Source organism: Kitasatospora sp. NPDC056731 (genome assembly GCF_040687675.1).
Lineage (GTDB): Bacteria > Actinomycetota > Actinomycetes > Streptomycetales > Streptomycetaceae > Kitasatospora.
Window position 1 is genome coordinate 1 of record NZ_JBFBNR010000008.1, and the last position, 17597, is coordinate 17597.

13 protein-coding genes and 2 rRNA genes are annotated in these 17597 nt (G+C 71.0%); 11 read left to right on the top strand and 4 right to left on the bottom strand.

Annotated elements, in window-relative coordinates; genetic code table 11:
* From AB0R04_RS10110 to AB0R04_RS10135, 6 genes are all read left to right on the top strand, one after another.
* Positions 1–93: ribosomal RNA gene (locus AB0R04_RS10110) — 23S ribosomal RNA — on the top strand; the annotation flags it as partial.
* 87 nt (positions 94–180) lie between these two features.
* Positions 181–297, top strand: a 5S ribosomal RNA gene (gene rrf, locus AB0R04_RS10115).
* Between the two features lie 239 nt (positions 298–536).
* Positions 537–3125, top strand: a complete 2589-nt coding sequence (locus AB0R04_RS10120; protein ID WP_363369775.1) for a sensor histidine kinase KdpD — start codon at positions 537–539, stop codon at positions 3123–3125.
* 109 nt (positions 3126–3234) lie between these two features.
* A complete protein-coding gene (locus AB0R04_RS10125) occupies positions 3235–3915 on the top strand; it encodes a response regulator (RefSeq protein WP_033351413.1) in 681 nt (226 codons plus the stop codon).
* A 66-nt stretch (positions 3916–3981) separates the two neighbouring features.
* Positions 3982–4389: an OB-fold nucleic acid binding domain-containing protein gene (locus AB0R04_RS10130; protein ID WP_063347599.1), complete on the top strand. Its 408-nt coding sequence runs from the start codon at positions 3982–3984 to the stop codon at positions 4387–4389.
* A gap of 2 nt (positions 4390–4391) precedes the next feature.
* Positions 4392–5216, top strand: coding sequence for a DUF3159 domain-containing protein (locus tag AB0R04_RS10135; RefSeq protein ID WP_363369777.1), 825 nt, complete (start codon positions 4392–4394; stop codon positions 5214–5216).
* A 107-nt stretch (positions 5217–5323) separates the two neighbouring features.
* Here the strand turns inward: AB0R04_RS10135 and AB0R04_RS10140 are convergent, their stop codons facing one another.
* The gene (locus AB0R04_RS10140; RefSeq protein ID WP_063347598.1) at positions 5324–5995 is read right to left on the bottom strand and encodes a TrkA family potassium uptake protein; all 672 of its coding nucleotides are present in this window, start codon (positions 5993–5995) and stop codon (positions 5324–5326) included.
* The gene (locus AB0R04_RS10145) at positions 5995–6663 is read right to left on the bottom strand and encodes a TrkA family potassium uptake protein (RefSeq protein ID WP_363369779.1); all 669 of its coding nucleotides are present in this window, start codon (positions 6661–6663) and stop codon (positions 5995–5997) included. Before AB0R04_RS10145 ends, AB0R04_RS10140 begins: the two co-directional genes overlap by 1 nt.
* A 229-nt stretch (positions 6664–6892) precedes the next feature.
* On the opposite strand from AB0R04_RS10145, the gene AB0R04_RS10150 reads away from it, so the two are divergent.
* Together AB0R04_RS10150 and AB0R04_RS10155 are read left to right on the top strand one after the other, a co-directional pair.
* Complete coding sequence (locus tag AB0R04_RS10150) at positions 6893–8962, top strand: APC family permease (RefSeq protein ID WP_107452862.1); 2070 nt, start codon at positions 6893–6895, stop codon at positions 8960–8962.
* A gap of 383 nt (positions 8963–9345) precedes the next feature.
* Entirely contained in the window at positions 9346–10692 is a 1347-nt protein-coding gene (locus AB0R04_RS10155; protein ID WP_063351104.1) for a class I SAM-dependent RNA methyltransferase, read from the top strand.
* A 160-nt stretch (positions 10693–10852) separates the two neighbouring features.
* Here AB0R04_RS10155 and AB0R04_RS10160 read toward each other — a convergent pair whose 3' ends face one another.
* On the bottom strand, positions 10853–11050 hold the full coding sequence (locus AB0R04_RS10160) for a hypothetical protein (protein WP_363369781.1): 198 nt from the start codon (positions 11048–11050) through the stop codon (positions 10853–10855).
* Between the two features lie 367 nt (positions 11051–11417).
* On the opposite strand from AB0R04_RS10160, the gene AB0R04_RS10165 reads away from it, so the two are divergent.
* The 3 genes from AB0R04_RS10165 to AB0R04_RS10175 all read left to right on the top strand — a co-directional run bounded on the left by AB0R04_RS10165 (position 11418) and on the right by AB0R04_RS10175 (position 16323).
* Positions 11418–12377, top strand: coding sequence for a LysR family transcriptional regulator (locus tag AB0R04_RS10165; protein ID WP_063347594.1), 960 nt, complete (start codon positions 11418–11420; stop codon positions 12375–12377).
* 236 nt (positions 12378–12613) lie between these two features.
* Positions 12614–15295: a collagenase gene (locus AB0R04_RS10170; RefSeq protein ID WP_363369783.1), complete on the top strand. Its 2682-nt coding sequence runs from the start codon at positions 12614–12616 to the stop codon at positions 15293–15295.
* Between the two features lie 290 nt (positions 15296–15585).
* Positions 15586–16323 carry a hypothetical protein gene (locus tag AB0R04_RS10175; protein ID WP_363369785.1) on the top strand — a complete coding sequence of 246 codons (738 nt, stop codon included), beginning with the start codon at positions 15586–15588 and terminating at the stop codon, positions 16321–16323.
* Positions 16324–16439: 116 nt separating this feature from the next.
* Here the strand turns inward: AB0R04_RS10175 and AB0R04_RS10180 are convergent, their stop codons facing one another.
* Complete coding sequence (locus AB0R04_RS10180) at positions 16440–17597, bottom strand: TniB family NTP-binding protein (RefSeq protein WP_363369787.1); 1158 nt, start codon at positions 17595–17597, stop codon at positions 16440–16442.

The following is a 17597-nucleotide window of genomic DNA, read 5'->3' on the forward strand; positions in this document are numbered from 1 at the left end:
GGCTCCCAGTAGACGACTGGGTTGATAGGCCGGATATGGAAGCCCTGTGAGGGGTGGAGTTGACCGGTACTAATAGGCCGAGGGCTTGTCCTCAGTTGCTCGCGTCCACTGTGTTGTTCTGAAACAACGACCCCAACCCGTTTGGTCACGGGGTTGGTGCGGTTGACAGTTTCATAGTGTTTCGGTGGTCATAGCGTGAGGGAAACGCCCGGTTACATTCCGAACCCGGAAGCTAAGCCTTACAGCGCCGATGGTACTGCAGGGGGGACCCTGTGGGAGAGTAGGACGCCGCCGAACAATCATTCCGAAAAGACCCCCTCCCTTCCGGGAGGGGGTCTTTTTGCATTTCCCGGAGACAGGGCATAAGGCTTTCAAGCCGGCCCGGCCGAGGGGGCGGGCGCCGTCAATATGTCGCTAAAACCGCATGATCAGTCCACTGATCAGCGGAAAATCGCCGCTCACGCCGTAGTCTCGAAGGGAAGGGAACAGGTGTCCGGGGGTGGCCCCGGGGCAGAGCCGGATCAAGAATGGTGCTCATGGGACGAGGCAGGCTGCGCATCTACCTTGGGGCGGCCCCCGGGGTCGGCAAGACGTACGCCATGCTCGCCGAGGCGCACCGGCGACAGCAGCGTGGCACGGACGTCGTGGTGGCGTTCGTGGAGGATCACGGCCGGCGGCTCACCGCGGAGCTCGTCGACGGGCTGGAGGTCGTGCCGCGCCGGCAGCTGGTGCACCGGGAGGCCGCGTTCACCGAGATGGACGTGGACGCCGTCCTCGCCCGCCGCCCGCAGGTGGCGCTGGTGGACGAGCTGCCGCACACCAACATCCCCGGCTGCCGCAACGCCAAGCGCTGGCAGGACGTCGAGGAGCTGCTGGCGGCCGGGATCGACGTGATCTCCACCGTCAACATCCAGCACCTGGAGTCGCTCGGCGACGCCGTCGAGGGCATCACGGGGGTGCGCCAGCGCGAGACCGTGCCGGACGCCGTGGTGCGCCGGGCCGACCAGATCGAGCTGGTCGACATGTCGCCGCAGGCGCTGCGGCGGCGGCTGGCACACGGCAACGTGTACGCGCCGGAGAAGATAGACGCGGCCCTGGCCAACTACTTCCGTCCGGGCAACCTGACCGCGCTGCGCGAGCTGGCGCTGTTGTGGACCGCCGACCGGGTCGACGAGTACCTGCAGAAGTACCGGGCCGAGCAGGGCATCGAGGGCACCTGGCAGGCCCGGGAGCGGATCGTGGTGGGCCTGACCGGCGGCCCCGAGGGGGCGACGCTGATCCGGCGGGCGGCCCGGATTGCGGCCCGCGTCTCCGGCGGTGAACTCCTCGCCGTCCACATCTCGCGCTCGGACGGGCTCTCGGGCACCGGCTCCCCGCAGACGCTGATCGAGCAGCGCGCCTTGGTGGAGAGCCTCGGCGGCTCCTTCCACGCCGTCCTCGGCGACGACCCGGCCGCCGGGCTGCTGGACTTCGCCCGGGGCGTGAACGCGACCCAGATCGTGCTGGGCACCAGCCGCCGGCCGGCCTGGCAGTACCTCTACGGGCCTGGCGTCGGCACCACGGTGACCCGGGAGGCCGGCGACATCGACATCCACATGGTCACCCACGAGCACGCCGGGCACGGACGCGGGCGGGTGCCGGTGCGCCGGATCACCGACCTGGGCCGCTCCCGCACCATCGCGGGCTGGCTGATCGGGCTGGCGGGTCCGCCGGTGCTGGCGCTGGTGCTGACCGCGATCGGCGGGCTGGGCCTGTCCACCGACATGCTGCTGTTCCTGTCGCTGACGGTGTGCGCGGCGCTGGTCGGCGGGCTGCTGCCGGCGATCGGGTCGGCGTTGGTCGCCTCGTCGGTGCTGAACTACTACTTCACGCCGCCGATCCACACCTTCACGATCAACGAGCCGCAGAACATCATGGCGGTGGCGATATTCACCGTGGTCGGCATCTCGGTCGCCTCCGTGGTCGACCTGGCGGCCCGGCGCACCCACCAGGCGGCCCGCAGCCAGACGGAGGCGCAGACGCTCAGCGCGCTGGCCGGCACCGTGCTGCGCGGCGCGCCGAACGGGGACGGGGTGCTGACCGCGCTGATGGAGCAGGTCCGGGAGACCTTCGGGCAGGAGAGCGCCGCGCTGCTGGAGCGTCCGGAGCCGCTCGGCGCCTGGGTGCCGGTCGCCACCGCCGGGCCGCGCCCGCCGGAGCGGCCGGAGGAGGCCGACGTGGACGTGCCGGTCGGCGACAGCCTGGCGCTGGTGCTGCGCGGCCGGGTGCTGCCTGGGGCGGACCGGCGCCTGCTCGGGGCGTTCGCCGCGCAGGCGGCCGTGGTGCTGGAGCGCCGCCGGCTGGCCCGGGAGGCCGCGGCGGCGCGCAGGGAGGCGGAGGGCAACCGGATCCGCACCGCCCTGCTGGCGGCGGTCTCGCACGACCTGCGCACCCCGCTGGCGGGGATCAAGGCGTCCGTCACCTCGTTGCGGGCGGCCGACGTCGAGTGGGCGCCGGAGGACGAGGCGGAGCTGCTGGCCGGCATCGAGGCCGGGGCCGACCGGCTCGACCACCTGATCAACAACCTGCTGGACATGAGCCGGTTGCAGACCGGCACCGTCACCCCGCTGATCCAGGAGACCGACCTGGACGAGGTGGTGCCGTTCGCCCTCGGCGGGGTGCCGCCCGAGTCGGTGCGCCTCGACGTCCCGGAGTCGCTGCCGATGATCCGGGCCGACGGCGGCCTGCTGGAGCGTTCGCTGGCCAACCTGGTCGAGAACGCCGTCAAGTACAGCCCGGACGGCGTCAAGGTGCTGGTCAAGGCCGACGCGCTGCGTCAGCCGGGCGGTTCCGCGCGGGTCGAGCTGCGGATCGTGGACCGCGGCCCGGGTGTGCCCGAGGACGCCAAGGAGCGGATCTTCGCGCCGTTCCAGCGCTACGGGGACGCGCCGCGCGGCGCCGGGGTGGGCCTCGGGCTCGCGGTGGCGCGCGGCTTCGTCGAGGCGATGGACGGTACCGTCACCGCCGAGGACACCCCTGGTGGCGGCCTCACCATGGTCGTCAGCCTGCCTGCGGCCGAGCGGCCGCCGGAACCGGGGGAGGCGGCCGGTGACGGGCACGATCCGCTGTCGCGGCTGATCACGTGACAGTCGGTGGCCTGCCGCTCCGGCCTGTCGTTCCCCGCTTCCGCAATTCGTATGTTCAGCAAGTCCCACAGTCCGTAAGTCCGACAGCCCTGAAAGGCGGAGCCCGTAAATGACCCGGGTCCTCGTCGTGGACGACGAACCGCAGATCGTCCGCGCGCTGGTGATCAACCTCAAGGCCCGCAAGTACGAGGTCGACGCGGCCCATGACGGCGCGAGCGCCCTGGAACTGGCCGCCGCCCGCCATCCCGACGTCGTCGTCCTCGACCTGGGCCTGCCCGACATGGACGGCGTCGAGGTGATCCGCGGCCTGCGCGGCTGGACCCGGGTGCCGATCATCGTGCTGTCGGCCCGGCACGCCTCCGACGAGAAGGTCGAGGCCCTGGACGCCGGCGCCGACGACTACGTCACCAAGCCGTTCGGCATGGACGAGCTGCTCGCCCGGATGCGTGCCGCCGTGCGCCGCGCCGAGCCGGTCGCGGGCGAGGACGACTCGCTGGTCGTCACCGAGAGCTTCACCGTCGACCTCGCCGCCAAGAAGGTCAACCGGGACGGCACCGACGTCCGCCTCACCCCGACCGAGTGGCACCTGCTGGAGGTGCTGGTCCGCAACGCCGGCCGGCTGGTCAGCCAGACCCAGCTGCTCCAGGAGGTGTGGGGCCCCGCCTACCGCACCGAGACCAACTACCTGCGGGTCTACCTCGCCCAACTGCGCCGCAAGCTGGAGCGCGACCCCTCGCACCCGCGCCACTTCATCACCGAACCGGGCATGGGCTACCGCTTCGAGAGCTGACCCCGGGGCGCCCCCGGTGGCCGTACGGCCTGCCGCCGGGGGCGCGGAAACCGGTACCCTTCCGACATGAGTGGTGACAACAGCAGCGACCAGCCGCAGGGGCGCTTCCGCCGCATGCTCAGCCGGCTGACCTCCTCGGCCGAGGAGCTGCAGGCCGAGGAGCTGCGCCAGGAGAGCGCGGCGGAGTCGGGCTGCACGCCGATCGCCGGCTGCGCGGACCGCGAGCTGGTCACCGTCGCGGGCACGCTGCGCACGGTGACGCTCCGCCCGCGGGCCGGGGTGCCGGCCCTGGAAGCCGAACTCTTCGACGGCACCGAGGCGCTGGACGTGGTCTGGCTCGGCCGCCGCTCGATCGCGGGCATAGAGCCGGGCCGCCGGCTCGTCGCCAGCGGCCGGATCAGCCACGCACGCGGGCGCCGCGTGCTGTTCAACCCCCGCTATGAGCTGCGTCCGGTCGGACACGGGAGCGAATGAGCGTGAGCAACCAGCCCGGCGGCGAGTCCGCCGCCCAGCTTGACCTGGCCGCGAACCACCACGCGCCGCCCGGCCCGCACGGACCCGGGGCCGCGGCCGACGCGGCCGACGCGGCCGTCCGCGAGGCCGTCGTCGCCAAGGAGGCCGCCGACAGCGCGGCCGAGGAGGCCGCCCGCAAGGCCGCCGCCTCCAAGGAAGCGGCCGACACGATTCTGCAGGCCTTCGGCGGCGTGCGCGGCATGATCGACATGACGCTGCCCGGCCTGGTCTTCATCGTCACCTTCAACATCACCCACCAGGTCAGCTCCGCCGCCTGGGCCGCGCTGGTCCTGTGCGCGGTGTTCGTGGTGACCAGGCTGGCCCGGCGGGAGACCGTCCAGCACGCCTTCAGCGGGGTGTTCGGCGTCGCCCTCGGCGCCTGGATCTCGATGAAGAGCGGCCGCGCCGAGGACTTCTACCTGCCCGGCCTGCTGTGGAACGTCGGCTACAGCATCGCGCTGGCGGTCTCCGCCCTGGTGCGCTGGCCGATGATCGGCGTGATGCTCGGCCCGGTCACCGGCGAGATGTTCACCTGGCGCAAGGAGAACCCGGGCCGGTTCGCCGCCTACACCAAGGCGACCTGGGCCTGGGTAGTGATCATGGGCCTCAAGCCGGTGATCCTCTTCCCGCTGTACTTCACCCACAACGTCAACCTGCTCGGCTGGCTCAAGGTCGCCCTCGGCATCCCGCCGATGCTGCTGGCGATGTACGTCACCTGGCAGATCCTGCTCAAGGCGCCGCCGCCGATCAAGGCGCAGTTCGACGACGACGAGGAGCCGGCCCGCTAGGCCCTGTCCGGCCGGAGCCCCGGCTCGCCGGTCCGAACGCGACGGGCGAGGGCCCGCACCCCTGGTGGGTGCGGGCCCTCGCCCGTGTCCGGTCCGCGCCTTCGGCCCTACTGGGCGCCGGAGGACGCCGACAGCAGGTCCTCCAGCTCCTCCTCGCGCTCCTGCGCGGCCACGAAGAGCAGCTCGTCGCCGCCCTCCAGGGTGTCGTCCTTGCCCGGCACCAGCACCCGGCCCTCGCGGATGATCGTCACCAGCGCGGTGTCCTGCGGCCAGGCCACGTCGCCCACCCGGGTGCCGACCAGCTCGGTGTCGGCGGCCAGGGTCAGCTCGACCAGGTTGGCGTTGCCCTGGCTGAAGCGCATCAGCCGGACCAGGTCGCCGACGCTGACCGCCTCCTCGACCAGGGCGGACATCAGACGCGGGGTGGACACGGCCACGTCCACGCCCCAGGACTCGTTGAAGAGCCACTCGTTCTTCGGGTTGTTCACCCGGGCGACCACCCGCGGCACCGCGTACTCGGTCTTGGCGAGCAGCGAGACGACCAGGTTCACCTTGTCGTCGCCGGTCGCGGCGATCACCACGTGGCAGCGCTGCAGCGCCGCCTCGTCCAGCGAGGTGATCTCGCAGGCGTCGGCCAGCAGCCACTCCGCCATGGGCACCCGCTCCACCGAGATGGAGTTGGGGTTCTTGTCTATCAGCAGGACCTCGTGCCCGTTCTCCAGCAGCTCGCCCGCGATCGAGCGACCCACGGCACCGGCCCCGGCAATGGCGACCCGCATCAGTGACCCTCCTCCTTCGGCCCCTGCGCGAACGCGGCCTCGACCGCCGTCAGGTCGCCCCGGCGCAGCATCACGTGCACCAGGTCGCCTTCCTGCACCACCATCTGGGGCGAGGGCAGCACGCCCTCGCCGAGCCGGGTGACGAACGCCACCCGGGCGCCGGAGGACTCCTCCAGCACGCTGATGCGGTGGCCGACCCAGCCCGGAGCGTAGGCGACCTCGGCCAGCTGGACGCCGCCGCTCGGGTCCTGCCACAGCGGCTCGGCGCCGCTCGGCAGCAGCCGGCGCAGCATCTGGTCGGCGGTCCACCGGACCGTCGCCACGGTCGGGATGCCCAGGCGCTGGTAGACCTCGGCGCGGCGGGGGTCGTAGATCCGGGCCGCGACGTTCTCCACGCCGAAGTTCTCCCGGGCCACCCGCGCGGCGATGATGTTGGAGTTGTCGCCGCTGGAGACCGCGGCGAACGCGCCGGCCTCCTCGATGCCCGCCTCGCGCAGGGTGTCCTGGTCGAAGCCGACGCCGGTCACCCGGCGTCCGTTGAACCCGGCGCCCAGCCGACGGAACGCGGTCGGGTCCTGGTCGACCACGGCCACCGAGTGGCCCTGTTTCTCCAGGGCTCTGGCGAGGGCCGAGCCCACGCGGCCGCAGCCCATGATGACGATGTGCACCGGCGCTACCTCACCCGTCCCGTAGGGTTCTTGACCTGCGCAAACACCGTTCATCTCCCTTTCCCGCCCGGCTTCCCTGGGCGAGCGTTCTCGTGGGGCGCCGACTCACAACCTGAGTGTTGCCCGCCGACTCGTATCCGACACGCTAGCCGGTCCATAGAACGCAGTCGCGACGAAGGGGGGGACAAACGGCGGAGCCCGGCCCGGGAAGCCCCTACGATTCCTTAACGTGCCTATGCCGACTGACCTACCGAAACGCATCCTGATCGGGCGCGCCCTGCGCAGCGACAAATTGGGCGAAACACTTCTGCCCAAGCGGATCGCGCTGCCCGTCTTCGCCTCGGACGCGCTCTCCTCGGTCGCGTACGCCCCCGAGGAAATCCTGCTGACGCTCTCCGTGGCGGGTGCCTCGGCGATCCACTTCTCCTGGCAGATCGGCGTCGTCGTCGCGATCGTGATGCTCGCGGTGGTCGCCTCCTACCGGCAGAACGTGCACGCCTACCCGAGCGGCGGCGGCGACTACGAGGTCGCGACCGTCAACCACGGCCCCAAGTCGGGACTCGTCGTTGCCAGCGCCCTGATGGTCGACTACGTGCTCACCGTGGCCGTCTCGACGACCTCGGGCGTCGCCAACGTCGTCTCCGCCGTCCCCGCGCTGCGCGGCCACGAACTGACCCTGTCGGTCATCGTCGTGGTGGTGCTGATGGGCATGAACCTGCGCGGCGTCCGCGAATCCGGCACCGCCTTCGCCGTCCCGACGTACGCGTTCATGATCGGCGTCATCGGCATGGTCGGCTACGGCTTCGTCCGGCACTTCCTGCTCGGCCAGGACATGCCCGCCGAGAGCTCCGGATTCCACCTCGCCGCCATCCCCGGCAACGAATCGCTGGCCGGGTTCGCCATGGTGTTCCTGCTGCTCAAGTCGTTCTCCTCCGGCTGCGCCGCGCTCACCGGCGTGGAGGCCATCTCCAACGGCGTGCCGGCCTTCCGCAAGCCCAAGAGCAAGAACGCCGCCACCACCCTGCTGATGATGGCCAGCATCGCCGTGGTGATGTTCATGGGCATCATCTGGCTGGCCCGCCTCACCGGCGTGCAGATGGCCGAGAACCCGGCCGAGCAGCTCGTCGGCTCCTCGCCCGGCTACCACCAGAAGACCGCGCTCGCCCAGATCAGCGAAGCCGTCTTCAACAACTTCACGCCCGGCTTCTACTTCGTCGCCGCCGTCACCGGCCTGATCCTGGTGCTCGCCGCGAACACCGCCTTCAACGGCTTCCCGGTGCTCGGCTCGATCCTCGCCCAGGACCGCTACCTGCCGCGCCAGCTGCACACCCGCGGCGACCGGCTGGCCTTCTCCAACGGCATCATCCTGCTGGCGATCGCCGCGATCCTGTTCGTCATCGCCTTCGACGCGGACCCCAACCGGCTGATCCAGCTCTACATCGTCGGCGTCTTCGTCTCCTTCAACATGAGCCAGTCCGGCATGATCCGGCACTGGACCCGGCTGCTGCGCACCGAGACCGACCCGGCCAAGCGCCGCCACATGCAGCGCAGCCGGGCGATCAACACCTTCGGCCTGGTGATGACCATGGCCGTGCTGATCGTCGTCCTGGTCACCAAGATCAGCCACGCCTGGATCGCGATCGCCGCGATGGTCGTGCTCTTCGTGATGATGAAGGGCATCCGCCGCCACTACGACCGGGTCTCCGAGGAGCTCACCGCCGCCGAGGAACCGGACGACGTGGTGCTGCCCACCCGGGTGCACGCCATCGTGCTGGTCTCCAAGCTGCACAAGCCCGCGCTGCGCGCCCTCGCCTACGCCAGGCTCGCCCGCGCCCACACCCTGGAGGCCGTCACCGTCAACGTCGACCCGGCCGACACGGCGGCGCTGCGCCGGGAATGGGACGAGCGCGGCATCGAGGTGCCGCTCAAGGTGCTGGACTCGCCGTTCCGCGAGATCACCGGGCCCGTCCTCGACTACGTGAAGAACCTGCGCCGCAGCAGCCCGCGCGAGGTGGTGTCGGTCTACATCCCCGAGTACGTGGTCGGCCACTGGTACGAGCACCTGCTGCACAACCAGAGCGCGCTGCGGCTCAAGGGACGGCTGCTGTTCAAGCCCGGGGTGATGGTCACCTCGGTGCCGTGGCAGCTGGAGTCCTCCGAGCGGCGCAAGCCGCAGAAGGCCTGGTCGGCGCCGGGTGCCGTCCGGCGTGGCGAGCCTCGGGCGCCGAAGGCCGTAAAGTCGAAGGTCCCCGTTATGCCAGACGCCACCGCTGACAGCAGCAAGGACTCCGCCCAGTGACCCGCAACACCCCGTCCCGCTCCTCCGGATCCTCGGGCAAGGGCGCCCGCAAGGGCGCCGCCACCCCCGGCAAGGTCGCCCGGCCGCGCTGGGGCAAGCCCGTGCGCCCGGCCGCCACCGACCGCGACGGCTTCACCGCGCAGACCGCGCCGCTCGCGCCGGGCGAGCCTGCTCCCGCGCGTCCGGCGGAAGCCGACACGGGGAAGCCGAAGGCCGACCGTACGCAGAAGACCGACCGTGCGCCGAAGACCGAGCGCACGCAGAAGGGCGAGCGCTCCAAGGACGGCGCGCCGAAGGGCGACCGCGCGCAGGGAACCCGCGCGCAGGCGTCCCGCACGCCGGGGGAGCGGCCGCGCAAGCAGGCGGTGCGGCCGCCGAAGGCGCTGCGCACCGCGCCGCGGGCCGCGCGGCCCGAGACGCCGACCGGCGATCCGCTGGCCGGCCAGCGCTACGAGGTCGAGGTCGGCCCGGTCGCGCACGGCGGCGGGCACTGCGTGGCCCGGCACGAGGGCCGGGTGCTGTTCGTCCGGCACGCGCTGCCCGGCGAGAAGGTGGTCGCACTGGTCACCGAGGGCACCTCCACCTCCCGGTTCCTGCGGGCCGACGCGGTCGAGATCCTGGAGCCCGCCAAGGAGCGGATCGCGCCGCCGTGCCCGTTCTCCGGGCCCGGCAAGTGCGGCGGCTGCGACTGGCAGCACGTCACCCCGGGCGGGCAGCGCAAGCTCAAGGGGCAGGTGCTGACCGAGCAGCTGGCCAAGCTGGCCGGGCTCACCCCGGCCGAGGCGGGCTGGGACGGCAGTGTCGAGCCGGTCGGCGGCAAGCTGCCGGCCGGGCAGGTGCCGACCTGGCGCACCCGCGTGCAGTACGCCGTGGACCAGGAGACCGGGAAGGTCGGCCTGCGCAAGCACCGCTCGCACGACGTGCAGCCGGTGGACCGCTGCCTGATCGCCGCCGAGGGCGTCACCGAACTCGGCATCGAGGCCCGCGACTGGCCGGGCATCGCCTCGGTCGAGGTGATCGCCGCGAGCGGCTCCTCGGACCGCCAGGTGGTGCTCACCCCGCGTCCCGGCGCCCAGCTGCCGCTGGTCGAGCTGGACAAGCCGGTGTCGATCGCCCGGGTGGACGACCAGGGCGACATCCACCGCGTGCACGGCCGCAGCTTCGTGCGCGAGCGGGCGACCGGGCGGACCTGGCGGGTCAGCAACGGCGGCTTCTGGCAGATCCACCCCGAGGCGCCGGACACCCTGGTCGACGCCGTCCTGGACGGCCTGGACCCGCAGTGGGGCGAGAACGCGCTCGACCTGTACTGCGGCGTCGGCCTGTTCGCGGGCGCGCTGGCCGACCGGGTCGGCGAGGAGGGCGCGGTGCTCGGCATCGAGTCCTCCAAGCAGGCCGTGGCCGACGCCCGGCACAACCTGGCCGCGCTGGACAACGTGCGGATCGAGTGCGACCGCGTCGAGACGCTGCTGCCGCGCACCGGCATCACCGCCACCGACCTGATCGTCCTGGACCCGCCGCGCTCGGGCGCCGGGCGCGAGACCGTCGCGCACCTGGTCGGCCTGGAGGCGCGCCGGATCGCCTACGTCGCCTGCGACCCGGCGGCGCTCGCCCGGGACCTGGCGTTCTTCCGCGAGGGCGGCTACCGGCCGGTCTCGCTGCGGGCCTTCGACCTGTTCCCGATGACGCACCACTTCGAGTGCGTGACGATCCTGGAGCCGATCGGGAAGTGACCCGGCGGCCCTCCGGGGTGCTGACTGACGGGCTCTGACCGCGTTCGAGGCGGTTCGGGGCGGTCAGAGGCAGTCCGGGGGAGTTCGTCGGAGGAGACGGCAGAGGAGGCGGCACCCGTTCACACGGGTGCCGCCTCCTCGCCGTTCCGGTGCGGGACGGTCAGGGCCGGTTGTGCTCCTCCTCGTCGACGCTGTGCGGAAGGTCGATCCCGTGCTGGGCGGCGAGCCGGAGCAGTCCGGCGATCCGGCCCTCGTACGCCTGGACGCCGTCGGCGTCCCCTTCGGCCCGGGCCGCTGCGAGGTCCCGGCGGGCCTGGGCGAGCTGCTCGCGCAGCTCCTGGTCGAACATGGCTGTCATTGCCGGCCTCCAGACCGGTCGGTGCCGCTCCGCGGAACGCTCAGGAGAGTTCAGAGTCTCGGAAGGTGAAGAACTCTTCAAGTCTCGCTCGCCCCGGCGGGGCGGCGTCGGGCGGGTGGCGGGTGCGGGCCGGGCGGTCGCCGGGGTGCGGGTCAGGGAGTGGTCAGGGGGACGCAATGCGCCGGTAAAGGCCGCTGCCGGCGCCGTCGTTCGGCTCCCGGAGGGGGCTTGACGAGGTGATTCGCGCGGGGCGAAGGTGAGCGGCCGACATGTCATGTGTGCTGTTGCACAGCCACCGCCGGGGCCGCACCCTCCCGCCCGGAGCGGTCGGCCGGGAGGGTGCGGCCCTTGCGTGAGGGGGAGGGTCATGGAGCTGGAACTGCGGCACCTTCGCGTGCTGTGCGCCATCGCCGACACCGGGAGCGTCGGCAGGGCCGCCGTCCTGCTCGGCGCCTCGCAGCCCGCGACCAGTACGCAACTGCGCCGGATCGAACGCCACCTGGGCGCGCCGCTGTTCGAGCGCACGGCCGTGGGCGTCGCGCCGACCTGCTTCGGCGTCGAGGTGGTGGCCGCCGCGCGCGACCTCCTCACCCGCGCCGACTGTCTCGGCCGCCGCCCGGCGGCCCCCGGCGAGCCGGCCCGCCAGGAGCTGCGCCTGGCCGCGACCATCTCGCCGATCCTGCCCGGGCTGGTCACCAGGGCCCGGCACCAGCGGCCCGACCAGCGCTTCACGGTGACCTCCGTCTACCGCTCGTCGGACATCGTCGACCTGCTGGAGCAGGGCGACGCGGAGGCCGCCGTGGCCGTCGACTACCCGGGCCGGGAACTGCGCCACTCGCCGGCCGTCGCGCACCGCGGCATCGTCACCGAGCCCGCCTTCGTCGCACTCCCGGCGGGCCACCGGCTCCGGCACCGCACCGAGATCGCCCTGGTGGACCTGGCCGAGGAGGACTGGTTCCTCACCCCCGACGACGGGGCCGGCTGGCACGGCGTGTTCTACGGCGCCTGCGCCGCGGCGGGCTTCACCCCGGCGACCGTCCACGAGTTCCTCGGCGGCCGGCTGGAGCTGCAGGAGATGATCTCCGCCGGGCTCGGGATCTCCGTCGTCCAGGCGACCACCAGGCCGCTGGCCGAAGTGGTGGTCAAGCCGCTCGCCGGGACGCCGATCTGGGTCCGCCACCTGCTGGCCTGGCGGGCCGCCGGGGTGAGCGGCGAGGTGGTGGAGACGTTGTTCGGCGCGGCGGCCGCGGCCTACCGGGACCTGATCGCCAGTTCGCCGACCTTCCAGGCCTGGGCGGCGCGGACGTACCGGCCGGTCCGGCCGTAGGGAGGCCGGGTCGGGCGGTGGGACGGTCGGGTCCGGCGGTGGGGAGGCCGGGTCGGGCCGTGGTGCGAGGCGGGGCGGGCGGTCGGTCCCGGTGGGGCGGTGTTATGCCGGACGCAGCGCATGTCATATGACCTGTGACATTGTTCTGATGGGTCGCCCGATGGCAGGATCACGTCGACTTCCCCCATGCCTCGGCAGTCGTCCAGTCACCTCCCCCACAGGAGAAGGACCCCGCAGTGCGCCTTCGCATACCCCTCCCCACGCTCATGGCCGGCGTCGTCGCCGGCTGTGCCACCGCCGCCACCCTGCTGCCGGTCCCCGCGCTCGCCGCGTCCGGACCGGCCGCCCAGCCGCCGGCCGGCGCCCGGTCGTCCGCCGCCGCCCCGGCGACGGCCGACGCCGCGTCGGCCGTCCCGAAGCCGCTGGGGGCCTTCCTCGCGGCCGATCCCTCCGAGGCCGCCGCCCCCGCCGCCAAGCCGCTGCCGCCGGCGCTGCTGGGTCAGGTCGTGATGGGCCAGCCGGCCGGCACCGCCGTGCAGACCGCGCCCCGTCCGGCCCAGCCGCACGCGCCCGCGGCCAAGCCGGGCAACTCCGCGGCCCAGCCGGGCAGTTCCGCCCGTGCCGCTGCCGGTTCGGCCGGTGCCGTTGCTGGTACGGCCCGCGCCGCCGCTGGTACGGCCGGTGCCGCCGCGCCGAGCTGCACCCCCGCCGACTTCGGCGGGCGCAGCGGCGCCGACCTGGTCTCCTTCCTCGAAGGCTCGACCACGGACTGCGTGAACACGCTGTTCAACGTCACCGGCACCGACGCGGGCAGGATCTTCAAGGAATCCCAGATGCTCACCGTCGCCAAGGCCTACCAGGGCCTGGCGGCGAACTACACCGGGGACAACTCCACCGGCATCCTGCAGCTCGTGCTCTTCCTGCGGGCCGGGTACTACGTCCAGTCCAACAACGCGGACGCGGTCGGCCCCTACGACGCGGCGCTCACCAGTGCCTCCAAGGCCGGGCTCGACGCCTTCTTCGCGGGCCGGCACTGGACCGACGTCACCGACAACAACGGCACCGTGCTCAACGAGGTGCTGGTCCTGACCGACAGCGCCAACGTGCAGGGCAGCTACCTGGGCGTCTACAAGCAGGTGCTGACCAGCTACAACAACTCGTACAACGCCTTCCCGAAGATGCTCAAGGCGGTCAACGCCGTGCTGTCCGCGCCGCTGTGGCGGGGCAACTGGAACAGCGACTTCGTCAGCGCGGTCGGCGCCGACCCGAGCATCGGCACCGTCCTGGGCGACTTCGCGCTCAACCACAAGGACCTGCTCGGCACCGCCAACGCCTACCTCGACGTCAACGCCGGCAACGACCTCGGCCGGATGGCCGGCGACGGCCCCGTCGTCGAGGCCGCGGTCAAGGGCAAGGTCAAGGCGGTGCTCGACGGCGCCCAGATCACCGGCGTCACCGGCCCGTTGTACGTCCACACCGCCTACCAGGCCAACGCCTTCGACCCCGGCCAGTGCTCGTACTACGGCACCTGCGACCTGCCGGCGAAGCTGACCGCGGCGGTGCTGCCGAACCAGCTGGTCTGCGACAACCGCACCATCCTGACCGAGTCGCTGTCGCCCGCCGACCTGGCCGCCGTCTGCACCAGCCTGCGCGGCGAGGACACCTTCTTCCACAACCTGGTGAAGGACAACGGCCCGGTCAACCCGTACGGCAAGAACATGACCCTCGGGGTCTTCGCCAACCAGGCCGACTACCTGAACTACTCCTGGGCGATCTTCGGGAACTCCACCGACAACGGCGGCCAGACCGTCATGGACCCGACCGACCCCAACAACCGCGCCGTGTGCGTGATGTACCAGAAGTCGTGGAACGACGGCTTCACCGCCAACGTGTGGAACCTCAACCACGAGTACACGCACTACCTCGACGGCATCTACGACATGAAGGGCAACTTCTCCACCGAGATCTCCGTGTCCGACATCTGGTGGATCGAGGGCGTCGCCGAGTACGAGTCCTACGCCTACCGCGGCACCACCGACACCCAGGCGATGGCCGAGGCCGCCAAGCACACCTACAAGCTCAGCACCGTCTTCCAGAACACGTACGGCAACTCGGACTCGGTGCGCACCTACCCGTGGGGCTACCTCGCCGTCCGGTACATGTTCGAGAAGCACCCGGCCGACGTCTACGCCATGCTCGGCCACTTCCGCACCGGTGACTACCAGGGCGGCTACGCGGTCTACAACGGCATCGGCACCGGCTACGACGCCGACTTCGACGCCTGGCTCGACGGCTGCGCCGCCGGCGCCTGCTACGCGGCCGGCCCGACCGCGCTGTTCGGCCAGGCCGTCAACGGCGCCACCGTCACGCTGACCGACAAGTCCGTCCAGACCGGCCCCGGCCAGATCACCGCCTGGCACTGGACCTTCGGCGACGGGACCTCCTCCGACCAGCGGAACCCGAGCCACGGCTACGCCGCCGCGGGCACGTACACCGTCGCCCTGACCGTCACCGACGCCACCGGCAGGACCGCCAGCACCCCGGCCTCGGTCACCGTCACCACCGGCACCGGCGGCGGCACCACCCTGCCGACCTGCACCGACCCGCGCACCGACGCGCTCGGCCAGAACTGCTCCCGGTCCAACCTCACCGCCACCGCCGGCGGCCTCGACTACCTGTACGTCTACCTGCCGGCCGGCGTCAGCACCCTGAAGATCAGCACCTCCGGCGGCACCGGCACCGCGTACCTGTACTACAACGCGGACACCTGGGCCTCGCCGAACGCCTTCACGGCCTCCTCCACCAACGCCGGCAGCACGCAGAGCATCACCGTCACCAACCCGACGGCCGGCTACCGCTACATCAGCCTCTACGCCAACACCGACTTCAGCGGGGTGACGGTCAGCACCCAGTTCTGATCCGGACCCGCGTTCGCTCCCGGGCGGCCACGCCCGCGGCACCCTGCCGCGGGGGTGGCCGCCCGGCGTCAGCTGGGGGCACGTCCGTGGGGGGCACGTCCGTGGGTGTCGGACGGCACGAATGGTTTCAGTCGCCGAGCCGTTGACCTGGGAGTTGAAATCTTTCGTGCGGTGGATCTTGTGGCCTCCACCGCACGAAAGATTTCAGTGAGCACATGGCCGTCCTGAGGTAAGCAGACAGGAAGGTCACGCTCGGTGACTCCTGCCCCCGCGGTCGTGTTCGCGCTATCGTGTCCATCTCCAAGGGCCAGCCATGGCTTGCGAGGGGGGCCGGAGTGGGATCGAAAGACAACGTGGTCCGGTTCCGGACTGTAGCCGCAGACGGCCGACGGTCGACCACCTGGAGAGTCTTCGACAGGCACGGCAAGTCCGACGTCTATCTTTTGTCTCGTCCGCTCGGGGAACTGGCAAAGGTCAGCCTCCATGAGTCGGGACGATGGAGGACCGCATTCGTCAGCCAGGAAGTTGCCAGCCGCTACTTCTCACCGGATGTGGACCGCGCGTTCGACAAGTTCTCACCCCCACTCGACGAAGTAGAGCCGGGCTGGGTAGAGGCGTACGCCGTTCTCCTGCCCGACTCCGAGCTCCAACACTACGAGCCCGAGCAGAGCAAGGGAGCGGTCGTTGAGCTGGTCAGCCCAGGAGCTGGTCACGCCGTCTACGTCTCGGTCCTGCTGGGCACCCCGGGGGCGTCACCGTTCCCCCTGTCGGAGGGGCAGAACGAAGTAAGCTTCTTCCTCCTTGCTGACGGCCGCCAGGTGCTGCTCGTCACCGAATCCGTCAGCGTGCCAGCTCACCTGCAGGAAGCCATTGAGCACACGCGCCGGTCCGCCCGTCAGACCGCCCTCGATCGTGGCCTCAACTTGGCCGCCGAGCACCCTGCGCATCCGCTGATCTGCGCAGACGACAACGGGAGCCGCCTCGCCATTGAGACTGCTGCCTGGACGGTGGAGGGTGACCCCCTGTGAGCTACTGGTGAACTCATTTGTTCAGCTGCCGTCAGTTGCCCAGGTATCTGGGAGGGATGGTGGCCGACGATGGTTTCCAGCGGCTTACCGGCTCCAGGCATCATTGGCCTGATGCTTCAGCTGGCGGCCGTCTCTCCGTCGTCAGGGTCGCTCAACGTGATGGGGGGCTGGGGCTCCTCGTGCCATGAGGTGTCGTAGGTGGTCTGAGCGTTCTCGTTGATCACTATGGTGCTCATGAGCTTGCGATCGACGGCCTCAGCGCCGGTCATGACGGCTTCGGCGGCGGACTCCCGGATCAGTTCGGCGAGCGAGCTGATGTTGCCTCCGGTGCGCTGGTGGAGGTACTTCCAGGCTCGCTTGAGGGTGCCAGGCTGGTGCTGATAGAGCACGAGGGCGTCCTCCATTGACGCGATGACGCTGACCCAGTCGGCCTTGTCCTGCCGCGTCTCGATGGAGAACGGTTCGATGTGGAGCAGGGTGTTGCGGCCGGAGGTCTGGGTGACGCGGGAACCGCCGGCGCCCTCCAGGAACAGCCCGGAGTGCTTGAGGTCGACCCCGGTGTAGATGAAGGTGGCCGCCGTGTGGTTGGCGATGAACTTCAGGTGGTCGTTGACGACCTTGCCTTCCCTGAGCGACAGGTCCATGAAGTGGGCGTCGTCGATGATCACCAGCTCCACGCCGCAGCGGCGCATCTCGTCCAGGAGCCGGTTGGTGATGGTGCTCTTGGTCGCGCCCGAGCGGTACCCCATGCCCATGTAGTCGGCCAGCGCGATGGACAGGTCCTTCGGGGTGGCCTGGGAGGGGATGTTGACGTACACCACGGGCGTGTAGTCGATCGAGCGGTTGTCGACGCGGTAGCTGCGTTCGAAGCGCTCGGGGAACTCCTGGCGCAGACCGTGCTCGAAGTCGTAGCCGAACATCTTGACGAGGGTGGACTTGCCCAAGGTGGCGGGGCCGTCCAGGACGATGCCGCGGCGGGCTCCCGCCGGCTGGTGGGCGTTGGTGACCATCCGGCGGCGGATCTGGTGGTGGATGGCTTCCATCTTGGCGGTGCGGACGATCACCAAGGCACTGTGGTGGGCGTTGCGGGCCTTGTTGTGGAGGCTCTTCTCTCGGGCGCTGAGCTGCTCGTACAGCTCCAGGGAGAGCTTCTTGGGCTTGAGGGGCGGCTCGAAGTCGAGGTACGCGCGCCATTCCTCCTTCGTGCGGGGCTCGGAGAGGCCCGGGTGCTCGAAGTAGTGAGGTTCGTCGTCGGGGAAGGCGATGGCGGTCAC